The sequence below is a fragment of the Gemmatimonadaceae bacterium genome (assembly GCA_019752115.1).
In the GTDB taxonomy this organism is placed as follows: Bacteria; Gemmatimonadota; Gemmatimonadetes; order Gemmatimonadales; family Gemmatimonadaceae; genus Gemmatimonas.
In genome coordinates, this window is record JAIEMN010000053.1 from 52,865 (window position 1) to 70,052 (window position 17,188).

Consider the following 17,188-nt stretch of genomic DNA (forward strand, 5'->3'; position numbering starts at 1 on the left):
GCGCACCATCAGAACGCCTGCCCCAGGCCGAAGTGAAAGACGAGACGCGAGAGCACGCTGCGCGTCTCCGGCGGACGATAGGTCGCCGGACAGGTCAACGGATCGGAGTAGTCAGCCCCCGCCATGGTACGCGGACTTGCACAGAGGATGTCCCCCGCAAACGCGCTCCCCGACGGTCCGAAGTACAGGGCACGCCCGGTGAGCGACGCATAGGGGCGATAGCCCACATCCACGCGGAAGGGGCCGAGCGGCGTGATGACGCGCACGCCCACCCCAGGGGTCGTGCGCAGGTCGCCCATGTGAAAGGCCTGACCGCGCGACTCCCACAGCGTGCCGGCGTCGAGAAAGGCCACCAGCTGCGCTTGCGACGACACCACCCGGAAGCTGCGACGCCACTCGAGATTGCCAACGAGCATCGCCGTACCGCCACGCGGGACCTGGCGGAGCGGACGAGCGCCGTCGTTCACGACCACGCCGGCACTGCCATCCGGATTCACGGTGGTCCGCACATCGGAGACGACGTAAATGACCGGGCCCAGCAGATTCTGCTGATAGCCGCGCACGGAGTTCTGCCCACCGACGAACAGGCGCTCCTGCTGCGGAATCAGCGGCGTGCCATCCACGAGCGATGCACTCGGCGCGAACACCCCGGCGCTCTGCACGCGCACCGCCACCACGCCCCGAAAGAGCTTGCCGTACGCCGACGCCTCACCGGTGGACCGGTAGAAGGCGAAGTTGTCGAACGACGACGACGTCTTGCCGAACCGTTGCTCGGCCCGCACGCGCCAGCCGTGCGTGGGGTTCACGGCATCGTCGGACTGATCGTGCGTGGCCGAGACGCTGGCGATGCCGATGCCGCGCCCGAAGAGCGAGAGTGCCACGTCTTCCGGGCGACAGAGCCCGAAGCGCGTGCAGGAGACCGCCGGATCGGTGATCGTCTTGCCGTTCTCGTACTGGAAGCCCGCGGTGAGCGTGGTGCGCGCGGTGAGCCGCTGCGACAGTTCGGCGAGCGAGCCGATCTCGGTTTCGCGGAGATAGGCGAACGCCTCGCTGCGCCGCTCACTGTAGACGGACACCAGCGGCACGATGTCGCGGCGGAAGAGTCGCGCCGTGGTGAACGTGGTGCCCACGTAGTAATTGACCTTGGCACTCAGCGAATCGCGGCGCAGCACCGGCGAGCAGAGGCTCGGTGCGAAATCCGCGGGGGCGCCCAGTCCCAGCTTGGACGCGCGCACCGACAGCTCCACCCGGCGCCCGACCCCCAGAAAACCGCGGTCACTGATCCGCCCCTGCGCCCGGATGCAATCCTGGGTGGCCCAGCCGAGTCCAACCCGCGCGCTGCGCGTCTTCGCTTCGGCCACCGACACGCGCAGATCGAGCGTGCTGTCGGCACCGCGCGCTGGCGTCAGCGTATCCAGCAGCACCAGCCGGAAGGCTTCGGAGCGATAGAGCGTCTGCTGAGCCTCGAGGAGCCGGGACGCCCGAAAGCGATCGCCAGGATCGAGATCGAGCAGCGTGGCCACATCGGCAGAGTCGACCTGCGGGCGCGCCGCGTTGAGTGACTGCACGCGCACATGGACGGCGCCGATGGTGGTGACGTGGCCGGCGTCGATCGCCAGATCGACCGTGGCCCGGGCCGCGAGGGTATCAATCCGGATGCGACTGTCCGCGAGTCGCGCGCGGGCGTAGCCGGCGTCGCGCAGGCGCGCGAGCACCGCCGTGACAGTGGTATCAAGCCGCGTCCGATCGAGGCGGTGTCCTTGCAGGCTGCGCAACGGCGCATCGAAGGCGCGGCGGCCCTCGGGCGCGACCGGCAGCCCCCGGATCTGGATGGTGTCAATCGCGAGTTCCGGTCCCGGCGCGATCTCGAATCGCACCCGTACGCCGTCGCGACGGCGTTCCAGCCGCGGTACGACCGACGCCTGAAACCATCCCGCCTGCCGATGGAGAATCGACAGCCGCAACGCGTCGCGACGAACCTCGAGGGAATCAAGACAGGGCGGCGTGCCGATATGGAACCAGCGGGTGGCCAGCCCTGGCGCGGCCGTCACGATGGCGGCAGCCATAGTGAGCTCGTCGAACGCCGGGCTGCCGCGGAAGCGTACGGCGCGAACCCGCTCCGGCGGCCCGCAGCGGGCGACACGCTGGGCATCGGCACGCGTCGCCCCGCCGCCAACCACAATGGCCAGCAGCAGGTGCACGACCACGCGGAGCGACATCGGGACCCGGGGCATTGCGGCGAATTTAACGCCCCTCCCGCATCCGAACGCAGCGCCGGCACCACGATTCGCTGTTTTCACAAGGGAATAATCGCTCCGCGCCGTACCGTCCGGGACATGGGGGCCGCGCCGTATCGCGTGTCCCGTTTACGTGCAGTTCATGTGCAGCCGGTAGATTGCTGCCCGTTGGCTCACCCGATCCCGGACCGATCTTCCATGATGTTGCTCCCCGGACTGACGGCGGCCCTGCTGCTGGTCTCGTCGACCAGCGCCGTGCGCCCGCTTCCAGTGGATACCCTGCCCCAGCGGGACGTGCCCGTGACGGGCATCACGCCGGATTCGCTGGCGGCAACACGGTCGACGCCGTCGCGCGTGGCGCCCGCGCTCGATACCGTCTTGCCCGCCACGTTGCTCGAGAGCCGGCCGGCCGGGTTGACCGTCACGTCCGATACGGTGCCGCGGAGGCGCCCCAAAGCCATCGTCTACTCCGATGCGTACGGCACGCGTCTCACGATTCACAAGACGCTGAGCTGGGCCATGCTGCCGTTGTTCGCGGTCTCGTATGTGTCTGGGGACCAGCTGATCAAGAAGGGCGGCGAGGCGCCCGATTGGGCGCGCAACATTCACCCGGTGGCCGCCAGCGCCACCGCGGTGCTCTTCGGCGCCAACACCATCACCGGCGGCTGGAATCTCTGGGACAGCCGTCATGATCCGAATGGTCGTGTGCGTCGCTATCTGCACAGTGCGCTCTTCATCGCCGCCAGCAGCGGTTTCGCCTATACGGGCACCAAGCTCGCCGAGGACGCGCAAGAGCGGCAATCGCAGCGGAACGTGCACCGCAACGGCGCGGTGATCTCGATGGGCGTCTCCACGGTGAGCTGGCTCATCATGCTCGTGGGTCGCTGATCCCGATGCTCGAGACGTTGACGACACTGTTCAAGCCGTGGGCGGATCTATACGGGGACAGCCACGTGCTGTCCACGGGCATCGTGGCCGCCCACGTGTTGTCGATGTTCATCGGTGGCGGGATTGCCGTCGCCGCTGACCGTCGCGTGCTGCAGGCCGCGCCGGGGACGGCCGAAGCGCACCGTGCGGTCGCAGAAGACCTGAAGGCGCAGCACGCGATCGTGATTGGCTCCCTGGCGCTCATCGTGATCAGCGGGCTGCTGCTCGCCGCGGCGGATCTCGGGACCTTCGCGATCTCCCTGGTGTTCTGGGGGAAGATGGCCGCGTTTCTCATGCTGATGGTGAACGGGCTGCTCATGCGCCGCACCGAAGGCCGCGTCGTGACCGCCGCGAAGAACACGATGGAATTTTCCGTCGTCGGGCCGGATCTCACGCTGCCGTGGGGCGCGCTGCGGCGCTCCGCCTGGATCAGCATAGCCGGCTGGATCGTCACGGTCTTTCTGGGCGTGCTGCTGACCAACAACTGACCGCGCGTCGCCGGTTGCCCATTTCCATTCGCCCCTGAATCGTCATGTCTTCCGAGTCTCCCTCGCCGGCCTGCGTGTCGTGCAGTGCCCGTCGTGAGTTCTTGCGCACTGCCGTCACCGCCACCGTGCTCGCGGGCCTGAGCACCCTTGGGCCGGTGCAGGCGCTCGCGGCCCTCGAGCCGCGGCGCGCCGGCGCTGCCGTGAAGTACCCGCTGCCGGCGGCCGACGGCGTCTCCATCGATGCGACGAACGAAGTCATTCTCTGCCGCAACGGCGCCGAAGTGTACGCGTTCGCGCTCTCCTGCCCGCATCAGAACACCGCGCTCCGGACGCTTCCCAAGAACGGGGGCTTTCAGTGCCCGCGGCACAAGTCCAAGTACCAGCCCAACGGCACCTTCGTGAGCGGCCGCGCGACGCGCAACATGGACCGCCTGCAGATCAGCCGCGAAGGCAACCTGGTGGTGGTCGATCCGAACGTCGCCTTCGAGAGTGACGTCGATCCGGCCAAGTGGGCCGCCGCCGTCGTGAAAGTCTGAGTTCGCGTCCGCTCGCGCTGTTCGTCTGCCCCCGCACCCCAACGCGCCCATGTCCGACTGCGCCCACTGCCTGTCCCGTCGTGCCTTCGTCGCCAACAGTACGCTGCTGGCCGTCTCGGCCTTTCTCGCCGGGTGCTCCAGCGCGGACTCCACCGGGCCGAGCAATGTGAACGTCTCGGTGAAGCTCACGGACTACTCGGCGCTCGGGACGGTGGGCGGAATCGCCCGACTGAGCGGGACCAGCACCCCCATCGCGGTCGTGCGGACGGCCGCGAGCAGCTATCGGGCCTTTTCGCTCATCTGCCCCCACGAGGCCGGGAGCGTCGGGATCAACGGGGCGGGCTTCCTCTGCTCGAAGCATGGTGCCACCTTCAATAGCTCCGGCACCTGGACGGGCGGCGAGCGTACGACGAACCTGCGCGAGTTCGCGGTTACCTTCGACGCCACGGCCGGCACGCTCACGATCACTTCCTGACCTGCATGCGTTCCTTCCGCACGTCGCACCGCGCCGGGGCCCTGCTCCCGGCGCTTTGTGTGTCCACCCTCGTGACCACCCTCGTGGCCACGCCGATGGCCGCCCAACGGCCCGCCACCAAGGGCGCGCCGACGCCGCTCGAGAGCACCGTCGACAAGATCGCGACGCATCCGTCGGTGGCCGCCGCGTTTGCGTCGCTCGAGCGCGAGAACGGCTGGACGATCGAGCAGCAGATCGCGCTCTGCCAGATCCCGGCCCCGCCCTTCAAGGAGGCCGCGCGCGCGGCGGCGTACCGTGAGCGCCTCAAGGGGGTCGGCGTCCAGAATGTGCGCATCGATGGCGAGGGGAATGTCATCGGGGAGATTCGCGGCACACGCCCCGGCCCCACGCTGCTGCTGGCGGGGCATCTGGATACGGTGTTCCCCGAGGGCACCAACGTCACCGTCAAGCGAGAGGGCACGAAGCTCACCGCTCCCGGTATCGGCGATGACTGCCGCGGGCTCGCCGTGGTGCTCACGGTGGCCCGACAGCTCGTCGCGCAGAAGGTGCCGTTCGGTGGCCGGGTGCTCGTGGTGGGCAACGTGGGGGAGGAGGGGCCCGGCAACCTGCGCGGCACGCGCGCGCTGTTCACCGGGCCGCTCAAGGATTCCATCGACCTGTTCATTTCGGTCGATGGCACCGGCTACGGCATCACCAACGGCGGCGTGGGCAGCAACCGGTACCGCGTGAAGTACAAGGGTCCGGGCGGCCATTCGTACGGGGCATTCGGCATGCCCAACCCCATTCATGCGATGGGGCGCGCGATCGCCAAGATCGCCGATCTCGAAGCGACCACGACGCCCAAGGTCACGTTCAACGTGGGCATCGTCTCGGGCGGCACCAGCGTCAATTCCATCCCGTTCGAAGGCATCATGGAGGTGGATCTGCGGAGCGAATCGGCGGCGGCGCTCGCCGAGATTGACGGTCGCCTGCAGAAGGCCCTGCGTGACGCGCTCGCCGAGGAGAAGCAGCGCTGGCCCAACAGCAAAGCGGCGCTCGAGCTGGCGATCGATACCATCGGTATTCGCCCGGCGGGCAGCACGCCCGATTCGTCGCTCATCGTGCGCACGTCGTTGGCCGCGGCGCGCACCATGAACATCTACGCCCCACTCACCACCTCGAGCACCGACGCGAACATCCCGATGAATCTCCATCGGCCGGCGGTCACGTTGGACGGCGGCGGAGTCGGCCGCGGGGCGCACTCTCTCGACGAGAGCTACGACGATCGCACCGACGGCTTCAAGGGCCCGCAGTGGGTGATGCTCGTGGTGCTGGGGCTGCTGGGCGTGAAGTAGCCGCCAGCTACGCGAATAGCTCCGGCAACGCCTCCACGGGCAGCGCACGGGCCTCCGGCACGAGCGCGGCCCGGTGGGCCGCCAGGCCAAAGAGATCGGCCGGCGTGGCGCCGGCCGCGCGCAGCTCGCGCAGCGACGTATCGTGACTCGCCTTGCTCAACTTGCTGCCGTCGGGATGCACGAGCAGCGCGTGATGCAGGAGCTGCACCGGACGGTCGCGCCCGAGCATCGCGGCGAACTGCAGCTGGCGTCCGGTGCTCGCGAGCAGATCTTCGCCACGAATGACGACGTCGATGCCATGCGCCGCGTCGTCGATCGTCACGGCGCACTGGTACGTCCACTGATCGTGCCGGTCCTTCACGAGCATGTCCCCGCACTGCTCCGCGGGGATCTGCACGAGCGGGCCGAGACGGAGATCAGTGAAAGCGACCACGGTGCGCTCGAGCACGACCCGACGCGCAAAGGTGTCGGCGGGCGGGACGCTCGCCGCGCGGCAGGTGCCGGGATAGCGCGGCTCCTCCCCTGGGGCGTGCGGTACGAGTCGCTCAATGTCCCGTCGCGTGCAGCGGCAGGGATAGACGCGGCCATCCTGCACCAGCGGCGCGAGGGCGGCCGCGTACCTCGCGTGCTGATTGGACTGCCGCGCCGCATGCATGTGCGCGTCCGCGCGAAAGCTCTCGGTGGGAGCCAGATCGGGCACCAGCCCGAGCCAGTCGAGATCGTCGAGGAGCGCCGCCTCATACTCCGGGCGGCAACGAGTCCGGTCGTGATCTTCGATGCGCAGCAGCACCGCGCCGCCGTGTGCGCGGGCAATGCCCCACACGTGCATGGCGTTGACCAGATGCCCGAGATGCAGATACCCCGTGGGCGCCGGCGCAAAGCGCGTGCGCCACGGCGCTGACGGCAGCGCCTCGGCGAGACGATCAATCCAGGGAGCGGGGCGTCGAACGGACATGCCGGACGCTACCAGCGACCGGGATCCCGTTCAACACCTCGCGACATCTCCCGCACCGGCCGCCGCCCCATGGGGGAGCGGGCGCCGGTTACGCGCTCAGCATCGCGTACGAGCTGTTCCCTTCGGCCGACTTCCCCGACACGTTGCCAAAGGGGAGCGCGTTGGAGTCGGTCAGCAACTCGGAGATGGTGGTTTGCGCGAACCGCGCTGCCGCGTGGCCCACGATGGCCGACCAGCGGGCGTGCACCGCGCACGGGTTGGCCGCCTCGCAGACGTGGTTGCGCAGCAGACACGACGGCGTCCGCGCATGATCGTCGAACGGCGCGATGATCCGTGCCAGCGTGAGCTCAGTCGCCGGCACAGCCAGCGTGAAGCCGCCGGCCGCACCGCGGGCGCTGTGGACCACGCCCGCCTTGGCGAGCGCGTTCAGCGTCTTGGCCAGGTAGTTGCGCGGGGCGCCAAGTTCGGCGGCGATGGCATCAGCCGACAGAGCCTTGTGGCCGTCGTGTCGCGCGAGCAGCAGCACAGCGCGGACGGCATGTTCAGCAGTTGCCGAGAGCATGACAGAGGGGGCTGGGGGGTCGGACAAACCTCACGGTACGCTGAGATTCGTCATTCGCCCGCCGCCAGGGAGTCGGGGAAGCAACGCAATTTTCCACGCCCCGCCCGACAGCCGCGTCAGGGTTTTTCCGTATCCCGGACTGCGATTCAGCGCCTCGCGTCGCGACGCGGGAGGCTACTTCCAGCTCGTCAGATCGGCGTTCTTGCCCTCGCCGCCCGGCTGCCCGTCCGCGCCATACGACAGCAGGTCGTAACCGCTCGGGTTCGCCCGCCCCGGCGCGAGGTACACGTAGGGGTGCCCCCACGGATCCATCGGAATCGCCTTTCGCACGTAGGGCGCCGTCCAGTTGGCCGGCGGATCGACGGTCGGGCGCTGCCAGAGGGCGTCGAGCCCCTGCGCCGTGGTCGGATAGCGACCGTTGTCGAGCCGGTACGCGTCGAGCGCGGTGGCAAAGCTCTCGATCTGTGTCTTCGCCGTCGCGATGCGCGCATCATCGACGTTGCGGAAGAGATTCGGCGCCACCAGCGATGCGAGAATGGCGATGACGACGATCACCACCAGCACTTCGATGAGCGTGAAGCCGCGGCGCATCCCGCGCGCCAGGCGACGGGTCATGCGGCGCGCGGTCTTACTCGCCACGCGTGCGCAGGCTGTCGGCTTCGAACAAGCGGGGATCGACCCACCCCTGCACATCGGTGGACTTCACCAGACGCCAGCCGGCGCGATCGGTGCCGAGCATCGCGCGCGTCGTGGGCTTGATCACCCCCACGACCTGCCCACCACGACTCGCATCGGAGCGCACGTTGACCCACGTGCGCGCCACAGCGGGCGTCCACGTGATGCTGTCATCGGCCGCGGCCGTCTCGCCGGCACTCGCCACGATGGCGCTCGCCGAGTCGTTCGCGATCGGCGCCGCACCCACTTCCATCGCGGTCGTCGGCAGCGCGGTCTCTGCGCGCCCACGCACGGCGGTACCGGCGGACTGTTCGCGCGCTTCACGGACGATGGCCGTCGTGTACTGCGCGAGCGAGGGCGCCACACGCCAGACGGCGCCGGCGCCCGTCAGCATCACCGCGACGGCGGCCGCACTGCGCCAGGTCGCACTCGACAGGCGCCACGACGACTTCACCTCACCACACCAGTGACACGTGGCATCCGCGCGATGCATGATCCCACAGCCGCGACACTGCTTGAGCTTGACGCGTTCACCGCGGGCATCGAGCAGATGAAACGGATGCGCGCACTTTGGACACTGCGACGCAGCGACCAATGCCTTGGAACCACACTGAGTGCAGCGGAGGTAGGCCATAGGGATGAGGCGGCCGAAGCAACCGTGGAAGAGTGGAGAGCGCCCAATCGGTGACGCTCGAATGCCAACGGCGTAACGATCGGCAGTGGTTCGGTCTGCCGCTACGTGAGACCGGGCAAGCCTTCGTGTGGGTTGCGTATCGGATTAATTGGTCGGGGTTTAGCGTCCGCGACCGGCGACGCTTTCCGCTTTTGAGAATACCAGTGGTCCCGAGCAACCAGCGCCCGTCGGTGCCGTGACGTAACCTCCAGCAGTACGACCGACGATTCCCCAGTCCCCTGCTCGTGATCCCATCCCTGCTGTCTGGAGCGGCCGTGGCCGCCGCCCTCCTTGGCGCCGCCCTCCCGACCACCGTTCCGGCCTCACCAGGGGCGTCACGAGGGGCGTCACGAGGGGCGTCACGAGAGGCGTCACCAGAAGCGCCGCCGGGGGGTGTCTTTCACGGGCGTCAGGGGGCGACGCAGGTCCCGCTCCCCCGTCAGGAGGCTACCGTCACGGTGGACGGTCGGCTCGACGAAGGGGTCTGGAAGAATGCCGCGACGCTGACCGGGTTCTCGCAGTTCTTTCCCAATGACGGCGTGCCGGCGCGCGACAGCACCGAGGTGCTGGTCTGGTACTCGGGTACGGCGTTGCATGTGGGGATCCGGGCGTTCGCCGCACCGGGCATCGTGCGTGCGACGCTCGCCGACCGCGACAAGATCAGTCAGGACGACAACATCCAGCTGTTTCTCGGCACCTACAACGACAGCCGGCAGGCGCTGGTCTTTTCGGTGAACCCGTTGGGGATCCAGAGCGACGGCGTCCTCACCGAGACGGGCGCCGCGACCACCGGCGGCTTTCTGGCCAATACGTCGCGCGCCCGCGAAACGCCCGATCTGGCGCCCGACTATGTGTGGCAGTCGAAGGGGCGCGTCACCGAGACGGGCTACGAAGTCGAGCTGGTGATCCCCTTCAAGAGCCTGCGCTATCGGGCGGCGGATGTGCAGACCTGGCAGTTGAATGTCGTGCGCACCGTGCAGGCCACCGGCTTCGAGGAAACGTGGGCGCCGGCGCGGCGCGCGAGCGCCAGCTTTCTGGCGCAGAGTGGTACGCTGACGGGACTCACGAACCTGCAACGTGGGCTGACGGTGGATCTGATTCCGACGATCACGTCGAGCGCAAACGGCGCACCGGGTCCCGTCGCCGGCACGTGGCGCTATACGAGCAAGCGCCCGGAGATCGGCGGCAGCGCCCGCTGGGGGATCACCAGCAACCTGACGCTCGCCGCCACCGCCAATCCCGACTTTTCGCAGGTCGAAGCCGACGCGACGCAATACTCACTCGACCCGCGCGCGGCCGTGTTCTATCCCGAGCGGCGCCCGTTCTTTCTCGAGAGTCAGGAACAGTTCACGGCGCCGAATCGCCTGATCTACACCCGCCGGATCTCGCAGCCGACCTTTTCGACCAAGCTCACCGGCAAGCACGGTGGCTTCGACATTGGCGTGCTGACGGCCGTGGATGATCAGGCCGCCTCGGCCACGGGGCAGCATTCGCCCTTCTACAACATCCTCCGGCTGCAACGCGATCTCGGGAAACAGAGCCGCGCCGGCGTGGTGTACACCGACAAGATCGACGGCGATCAGTGGAATCGCGTCCTCGGGGCGGACGGACGCCTCGTGCGCGGCGTGTGGGGGCTCCAGGGACAGGTGGCCCGGAGCTTCACGGGCACGGACACCAGCAGCCGTCAGGCGCCCCTCTGGGATGCCTCCCTGGTGCGCAACGGTCGCGCCTTCTACGCCCGCTATTCGGGCAGTGGCATCAGCCGCGACTTCGATGCGCAATCCGGTTTCATCTCGCGCACGAACGTGGCGGTGTTCAATGCGACCCATCGTCTGAATCTGTTCGGCAAGCCCGGGGCGCTGGTCGAGCTGTTCAGCCCCGAGATCTATCTCATGGCGCGGTACCGCTACGATGACCTGGTCGCCCGTCGCCCGTCACAGGATCAGCAACTGCACTTGCGCAGCAACACCCGCTTTCGTGGCGGATGGTCGCTCGGCGCGCAGATCCTGCGCGAGGAGTTCGGGTACGATCGCGAGCTGTACGCCAACTACGTGTATCTGCGGCCGCGGACGGGCGGCGTGGACACGGTGTCGTACACCGGCACGGCCCACCTTCCCAATCTCGACTACGTCGTGTCCGTGGCCACGCCGGAGTTCAAGCGGTTCAGCTATAACGTCGTGACCATTTGGGGGCAGGACGAAAACTTCCAGGAGTGGAGCTCGGCCAAAATCCTGAACCTGCAGAACACGCTCACCCTACGGCCAACCGAGCAACTGCGAGCGTCGGCGACCTGGATCTATGAGCTGTTCGATCGCAAGAGTGACGGCACGCGCGTCCTGATGCGCAGCACCCCGCGCGTCCGGGTCGAGTATCAATTGACCCGCCAGATCTTCTTCCGCACCATCGGCGAGTACGCCATCCTGCGTCAGGACTCCTTGCGCGACGACTCCCGCACGAACCTGCCGGTGTACGTGCGCACGGCGCGCGGCACATTGGTGCGGCAGAGTGCCTTCGAACGCACCCGCGCGCGCCTCGATCTGCTCTTCTCCTACCTGCCCACGCCGGGGACGGTCTTCTACGTGGGCTACGGGGATGCGCTGCGCGCCGATGAACCGAGTGGGCCGCGCACCGTGCAGCGCTCCCGCGACGTATTCTTCGCCAAGCTCAGTTATCTGTTCCGGCTGCAATAGCGATCGTTCGGCACCGCCGGCGCGGTCCTACGCGTCACCGCGCCCCACGACGGGCCGGCCCACCGCGGCAGGCTCGTCGTCTGACGGCCGATGCCACACTACCCCCTGCTCGTTGCTGAACAGCGGCAGGACCGTCCCGCGCGGTGCACGCGAGTATGCCAGTGGCCGTTGCACCCACCAGAGGCTGCCGCCCACCGTCGCGGCGAGCACGGCCATGAGCAGCAGGGCCGAGAAGATCAGCGTGTACGACATACCCTGAGGGGAGGCAACTTCCATTCCCCGTCCGCCCCGCGGGCGTGATCGCCGCCACGATCAGCGGCGCGCGCGCCACGTGGCGATGCCGTAAATGCGACACGGGGGCAACGCCGAAGCGCTGCCCCCGTGTCGTTTACAGCAGGAAGCCGTTCAGGGCTTCCGGTCGATGCACCCCTTGAAGTTGGGGTTGTTCTCTTCCGGCTGCGTGATCGGCAGGTTCACATCCGTCCCGTAGGTGCCGCCCTTGTAATGCACGCCCTGCGGGAAGGTGTTGGCCTCGGTGCGGCCGTACTGATTGATGAGGCGGCGCATGTCGCCCAACCGCTGACCGCGGCCGAACGTCCAGAACGCCTTCTCACGGAACTGCAGGTTCACGCGCGCCGCATCGGTCCCCGGATCCGTCAGCGCCGGCATCGCGGCCGGCGTGATGTCACCGATCTTGGGCGGCGCGGCCCGCAACGTGTTGTGAATCGAGAGCCACGTGGCGATCTGGCCGTTCTTGAGCGCTACCTCGGCTTCGATCATGCGCGCGTCGATCCCGTTGACCACGTCCACCGGGGTCAACTGTCCCCAGATGTTCGTCGTGCGGGCGTACGTCAGGCCGTCCTGCCCGTTGATCGCGCCCGACGTCGGAATCACGACCGTCCCCAGGCGCGGATCCCGCGAGCTGGCAAACGGGATCGCGTTGGCGACGAGGATGTTGCGCGAGTTCCCTTCGAGACTGTCACCCAGGCTGTACCGCCGCGAGCTCAACGCCTGGCCCCACAGCGTGTTCGTGCTGGTGGCGAGCGAGAAGGTGTGCTGATAGGCGAACGACGTCGGCAGCCCCGCCACGAGCGTCGCCGCGGTGGCGTAATCGTTCAGCGCCAGCGCCACCCGCGCTCGCGTGACGCGCGCCGACCGATTCATCAGCACGCTCTGCGCATCCGTGCCGTTGGCGTAGGCGATGGCGGAGTCGAGCGACTTGGCGGCAATCGCAAATACCTCGGCCGTCGTCTTCGGCTGCCCGTTATCCGGTGGATCCTGATTGGTCACGCCAATCGGGATGCCGTTGCAGAAGTCGAGGGCGAGCTGCATCTCGGAGAAGCCGCGGGCGAGGAACATCTCCGACAGGAGCGCGCGCGACGTCGGCGAGTACTTCTGCAGCGCGGCGATCGCTTCGTCGGCCCGGGTACGCGTGCGGTACAGCGTCCGCAGCATGCCCGTGACCGACGAGTTGATGTACTGAATGCGACGCTGGTCGGTTTCGTCGTTCTGGATGAACGTCGAGCTGGTTGACCATTCGTCGGCGAGCAGGCCGCCGAACATCCAGGAGCTTTCGCCGCCGCCCGTCGCGCCCTTGAACGTGCCGATGACACCGTTCGCGAGAGCGACCGCCGACTCGGCGCTGTTCACGTCGCTGGCGTTGATGATGTCCGGGTCCACCACGTTCAGGAAGCGATCATTCGCCGCCTGGCACCCCGTGAGAAGCAGACCGGAAAGCAGGACTCGGCCGGCGCGGGCACTCAGCGCTCGGCGAACCCATGAAAACTGTTGAGTCATGTGGTCGTGATCCTCAGAAGCCGACGTTGAGGCGCATGATGAAGTAGCGCGGCGGACCGACCGTCTGGAATTCCTGCGGCGTTTCCGTGCCCGACGTGGTATTGAAGCCGGACTCCGGGTCGGTACCGCGGTAGTTGGTCCACAGGCCCAGGTTACGCGCCGTAAAGACGAGATTGAGCGAACGGCCACGCGTCAGCTTGCGCGCCAGATCGGGGGACACGGTGTACTGCACCGAGGCTTCACGCAGGCGCACGAAGGCACCCGGCTGGAGATAGCCGTCGAGCGTGCGCGCCGGGTGTTCGTTGGCCGCGATGTTCATCGCCTGGTCCTGCAGCGAGGCCTTGAGGTCCATACGACCCGCGCAGTTCGGACGCGTGCACCGGATGCGCTCGGTGTTGTTGTACCAGATGTTGCCCGAGCGCCAGTCCCACATGGTCACGAGGCGCAGCTTCTTGCTGAACAGGTCGAAGCCGCTGACCGCCGTCGTGTTGTAGCGCGGCGTCGCGTAGCCGCGGAAGATCACCGAATCGCCCACCGTGATTTCGTTCTTGGTGGGATCGGCCCAGTAGGTGATCAGGCCGTCGCCGTTCTTGTCCTGGTAGCCCGTGATCGGGCGCTCCCAGTACGAGGAGAGCGGGTAGCCGGCGATGATGCGCGTCGGGATACCGGTCTGCGCCGGCGTGTCGCCCAGCGACACGACCTTGTTGTCGTTCGCCGCGTGGGACAGGTTCACATCCCAGCCAAAGCTGTTGCGCTGGATCATCTGCGCATTCAGCGCGATTTCCACACCCGCGTTCTTCACCGAGCCCAGGTTGCGGAGCTGCGACGCGACCGAGCCGTACGACGGCGGGAGGACGGCACTGATCAGCGCGTCCTTCGTGATCTTGCTGTAGTACGTAAAGTCGAAGCTGACGCGCGAGTTGAACATCTGGGTTTCGAAGCCCATCTCGTGCTCACCCGAGCGCTCCGGCTTGAGCGACGGATTGCCCAGGGCGGCCTGAATGATCGTCGGCTGGTCCGTCGGACCGACCGTGGTCGTGCTCGCCGAGTAGAACTTGAGGGCGTCGTTCGGGCCCGGCTGCACGCCGGAGACACCGAAGGCGTAGCGCAGACGGAACGTGTTCACCCACGACGGCGCCTTCCACCAGTCTTCCTGCGAGATCAGGTACGAGAGCGAGCCCTTCGGGTAGTACACGCGCTGGAAGTTCGTACCAAACGCCGAGTTCTGGTCGGAGCGCACGGCGCCCGTGATGAACAGGCGATCGGCGTAGTTCACGGCCTGCTCAACGAAGACGCCCAGCGTCTTCTGAATCGTGGTGCCTTCGCCGACGCTGAGCTGCGTGCCCGAGCCGACGTTCTGCGAGCCCGGCGCCAGCTGCTGCGAGCCGGTCTGGGCCGTCGTCGCCTTGAAGCCGACGTACTGCGCGCCGACGGTCGTCTTCTGGCCGAGGCCGAGGAAGCGATAGTCGGACGTCGAGCCGAGGTCCACGGTGACGTTGTTGGTGTACACGCGATTCAAGCCGCGCGAGCCCAGGCGCGTCGTGGCCGTGAGCGGCGGGCCTTCGCCGCGATAGAGCAGATTCTCGTCGTTTCGGCCAGTCCAGTCGTTACCGACCGTGGCGCGGTTGGCCATCCAGCTGAACGGACGCCAGTTGGCCTGCGTGGACCAGATGAAGCGGTTGATTTCCTGGCTGGTGCGCTCGGCCCAGGTATAGCCCGGAGTCCAGGCGCGATAGCCGTTGAGCGGCGTGCCGACACCGGACACGGTGCCGTTGTTGCGCGTACCCGGGCCACCGAACACCTGCGAGCCGAGACCGGCCGTGGCGTTCGATTCGAGCGAGTAGCGCTGCGCCAGGTTGATGAAGTTGGTGGACAGCCCGACATCGAGCTTCGGGTTGAGCGCCGTGTTCAGGTTCATGCGCAGCGAGTTGCGCTGCATGGCGTTCGGGCGGTCCGTCCATGAGCGGATCGGCACGCCGGTCGTATCCATGCGCTGCCGTTCGAACGTGGGCAGCTTCATGACGCCGATTTCGTTTTCGCTTTCCGCGGCCATGAAGTAGCGCGCCGCATCCGAGCCACCCGACACCTGCATGCCGTACTGATTGCGGCTGCCGTTCCCCAGCGGGGTGAGGTCGGGCTCGTTGAAGATGTTGAGGGCGCTCGTCGAGTCGGCGAGGCACTCGCCGGTGCCCACGCGCTGCAGGTTGCAGAAGCCGCGCGTCGAGGCCGTTTCGGTCGGGCGCCGGCCCCAGGTGCTGAAGGCGGTCGGATAGCGGTTCCGATCCTGCAGCATGCCCTGCTCGATGTACGTGTTCCAGCGCGCCGAGCCGGCGCGGCCCTTCTTGGTCGTCACGAGAATCACGCCGTTGGCGGCGTCGGTGCCGTAGAGGGTGGCGGCCGACGGGCCCTTCACGATCTCGATGTTCTCGATCTCTTCCGGATTGAGGTCGCCCACGCGGCTGGCGTTATTGCCGCCGGTGCCGCCGCCGTTGCCGGTTACGGTGGCGAAGTTGGCGTTGTTGCTCGTCATGCGGATGCCGTCGATGATCCAGATCGGCTCATTCGACAAGCTGACCGAGTTCATGCCGCGCACGCGAATGCGGGAGCCGGTACCGGTCTGCGTACCGCTGGTGACGGTGACGCCCGGGGCGCGCGAGTTGAGGAGGTCGCTGAGGTTCGCGACCGGGGCCGTCTCCACGACCTTGGCGGCATCGATGTTGGCGGTCGCGTTGCCGATTTCCACGCGCCGCTGTTCACCCGTGGCCGTCGTGACGACCGCCGCCAGATTCACCGCCGCCGCCGTGAGGGAGACTTCGAGCGACGCGGTGCCGCCCGTCGTGACCGTGACCGGCTTGGTCTGCTCGGTGTAGCCGACGCGCAGAATGCGCACCGTGTAGGAGCCCGCAGCCAGCGGACGGATCGTGACCCGACCTTCCGGGTTCGTCTGGCCGCCAAGCTGCGTCCCGACGATGAACACGCGAGCGGCTTCCACCGGTCGCTGATTGGCTGCGTCGGTCACACGAACCGCGAGCGATCCGGTCTGTTGCGCTGCGGCGGGCACCGCCGCCGACAACAACAGCCCGAATAGCAACGCGCCACGACGCCGAAGCTGGGTCATGAGGGGTTCCTCAAGGGGGCAAGGGAGTAAAGAGGGCGGCATCCTACCGCCGAGGGGCGAGGGCCACGCGGAAAACGGTTTGATCAGGTGTAACCGTTCCCGCGCGGGCAACAATCTCCATCGCCGGCGCGTCACGCAACTGTCCAAATCTTCATGCGGCACCGTGGGGCCTTCGGCTCGCCGCCAGGCGGGGCAAACGGGGAGGCGCCTCGAGGCGTATTCTAGGACAAGTGCGTCCTTCCCCGTTCCGCTTGCCGACCTCCTGTGTCTGACCGTTCTCGCTCGGCCGATCGTCGCGCGTCGCCGCCGCGTTCCAACAACCTCATCGCCCTCGGTTCAGCCGCGGTGATGACGGTGTACGCGGCCGGGTTCGCGCGCACCCAAGCGGCGGCCCAACGGCTCGAGGCTGGCAGTGACGCTCGGCGGCGACCGGCAACGGCTCGCCCCTCGGCGGCAGAGACCCCACGGGAATCCGCCGTGCCGTCGCACGACGAGAATGGCGTCGTGGTCACGAGCACGGGGGCGCCGTCGGCGGCGCCGTCGATGGCGCCATCGGCCGCCACACCGCCCGTGCCGTCGGCCGCGTCAGCAGTCCGTCAACCGGTTGGCGTCGCATCAGCCACGCCGAGCACGGCCGCGGTGTCTGCGTCGCCCGTGGCGAAGCCATCGGCCGCCCCCGCTGCCGTGGCGACCACCGAACCGTCGGCCACCACCCCGAGTG

15 protein-coding genes are annotated in these 17,188 nt (G+C 67.7%); 7 read left to right on the plus strand and 8 right to left on the minus strand.

The genetic code is table 11. The features are described 5' to 3' along the window. Positions 1-8: 8 nt before the first annotated feature. The gene (locus tag K2R93_19565; protein MBY0492049.1) at positions 9-2,234 is read right to left on the minus strand and encodes a BamA/TamA family outer membrane protein; all 2,226 of its coding nucleotides are present in this window, start codon (positions 2,232-2,234) and stop codon (positions 9-11) included. A 201-nt stretch (positions 2,235-2,435) separates the two neighbouring features. Between K2R93_19565 and K2R93_19570 the strand changes: the two genes are divergently transcribed. From K2R93_19570 to K2R93_19590, 5 genes are read left to right on the plus strand one after another with little or no spacing between them, the layout of a single operon-like run. Then, positions 2,436-3,125 (plus strand): hypothetical protein, encoded by a 690-nt coding sequence (locus tag K2R93_19570; protein ID MBY0492050.1) that lies wholly within the window; start codon positions 2,436-2,438, stop codon positions 3,123-3,125. 5 nt (positions 3,126-3,130) lie between these two features. Further along, on the plus strand, positions 3,131-3,652 hold the full coding sequence (locus tag K2R93_19575; GenBank protein ID MBY0492051.1) for a hypothetical protein: 522 nt from the start codon (positions 3,131-3,133) through the stop codon (positions 3,650-3,652). A gap of 44 nt (positions 3,653-3,696) precedes the next feature. After that, entirely contained in the window at positions 3,697-4,188 is a 492-nt protein-coding gene (locus tag K2R93_19580) for a Rieske (2Fe-2S) protein (GenBank protein ID MBY0492052.1), read from the plus strand. A gap of 49 nt (positions 4,189-4,237) precedes the next feature. Further along, positions 4,238-4,663: a Rieske (2Fe-2S) protein gene (locus K2R93_19585; protein MBY0492053.1), complete on the plus strand. Its 426-nt coding sequence runs from the start codon at positions 4,238-4,240 to the stop codon at positions 4,661-4,663. A 5-nt stretch (positions 4,664-4,668) separates the two neighbouring features. Then, a complete protein-coding gene (locus K2R93_19590) occupies positions 4,669-5,997 on the plus strand; it encodes a M20/M25/M40 family metallo-hydrolase (protein ID MBY0492054.1) in 1,329 nt (442 codons plus the stop codon). Positions 5,998-6,004: 7 nt separating this feature from the next. Here K2R93_19590 and K2R93_19595 read toward each other — a convergent pair whose 3' ends face one another. The 4 genes from K2R93_19595 to K2R93_19610 form a co-directional block, all read right to left on the minus strand. After that, a complete protein-coding gene (locus K2R93_19595) occupies positions 6,005-6,952 on the minus strand; it encodes a hypothetical protein (GenBank protein ID MBY0492055.1) in 948 nt (315 codons plus the stop codon). Between the two features lie 88 nt (positions 6,953-7,040). Beyond that, the gene (locus tag K2R93_19600) at positions 7,041-7,514 is read right to left on the minus strand and encodes an Rrf2 family transcriptional regulator (protein MBY0492056.1); all 474 of its coding nucleotides are present in this window, start codon (positions 7,512-7,514) and stop codon (positions 7,041-7,043) included. A gap of 174 nt (positions 7,515-7,688) precedes the next feature. Further along, on the minus strand, positions 7,689-8,105 hold the full coding sequence (gene gspG, locus K2R93_19605) for a type II secretion system major pseudopilin GspG (protein MBY0492057.1): 417 nt from the start codon (positions 8,103-8,105) through the stop codon (positions 7,689-7,691). A 37-nt stretch (positions 8,106-8,142) separates the two neighbouring features. Then, positions 8,143-8,682 (minus strand): hypothetical protein, encoded by a 540-nt coding sequence (locus K2R93_19610; protein ID MBY0492058.1) that lies wholly within the window; start codon positions 8,680-8,682, stop codon positions 8,143-8,145. Positions 8,683-9,137: 455 nt separating this feature from the next. On the opposite strand from K2R93_19610, the gene K2R93_19615 reads away from it, so the two are divergent. After that, a complete protein-coding gene (locus K2R93_19615; protein MBY0492059.1) occupies positions 9,138-11,552 on the plus strand; it encodes a carbohydrate binding family 9 domain-containing protein in 2,415 nt (804 codons plus the stop codon). A 27-nt stretch (positions 11,553-11,579) separates the two neighbouring features. Here the strand turns inward: K2R93_19615 and K2R93_19620 are convergent, their stop codons facing one another. The 3 genes from K2R93_19620 to K2R93_19630 all read right to left on the minus strand — a co-directional run bounded on the left by K2R93_19620 (position 11,580) and on the right by K2R93_19630 (position 16,467). Then, positions 11,580-11,804, minus strand: coding sequence for a hypothetical protein (locus K2R93_19620; protein MBY0492060.1), 225 nt, complete (start codon positions 11,802-11,804; stop codon positions 11,580-11,582). A gap of 153 nt (positions 11,805-11,957) precedes the next feature. Then, a complete protein-coding gene (locus tag K2R93_19625) occupies positions 11,958-13,349 on the minus strand; it encodes a hypothetical protein (protein ID MBY0492061.1) in 1,392 nt (463 codons plus the stop codon). 13 nt (positions 13,350-13,362) lie between these two features. Then, positions 13,363-16,467, minus strand: a complete 3,105-nt coding sequence (locus K2R93_19630; protein ID MBY0492062.1) for a SusC/RagA family TonB-linked outer membrane protein — start codon at positions 16,465-16,467, stop codon at positions 13,363-13,365. Between the two features lie 264 nt (positions 16,468-16,731). On the opposite strand from K2R93_19630, the gene K2R93_19635 reads away from it, so the two are divergent. After that, positions 16,732-17,188, plus strand: a 457-nt coding sequence (locus K2R93_19635; GenBank protein ID MBY0492063.1) for a hypothetical protein, incomplete at its 3' end; no start/stop codon positions are given.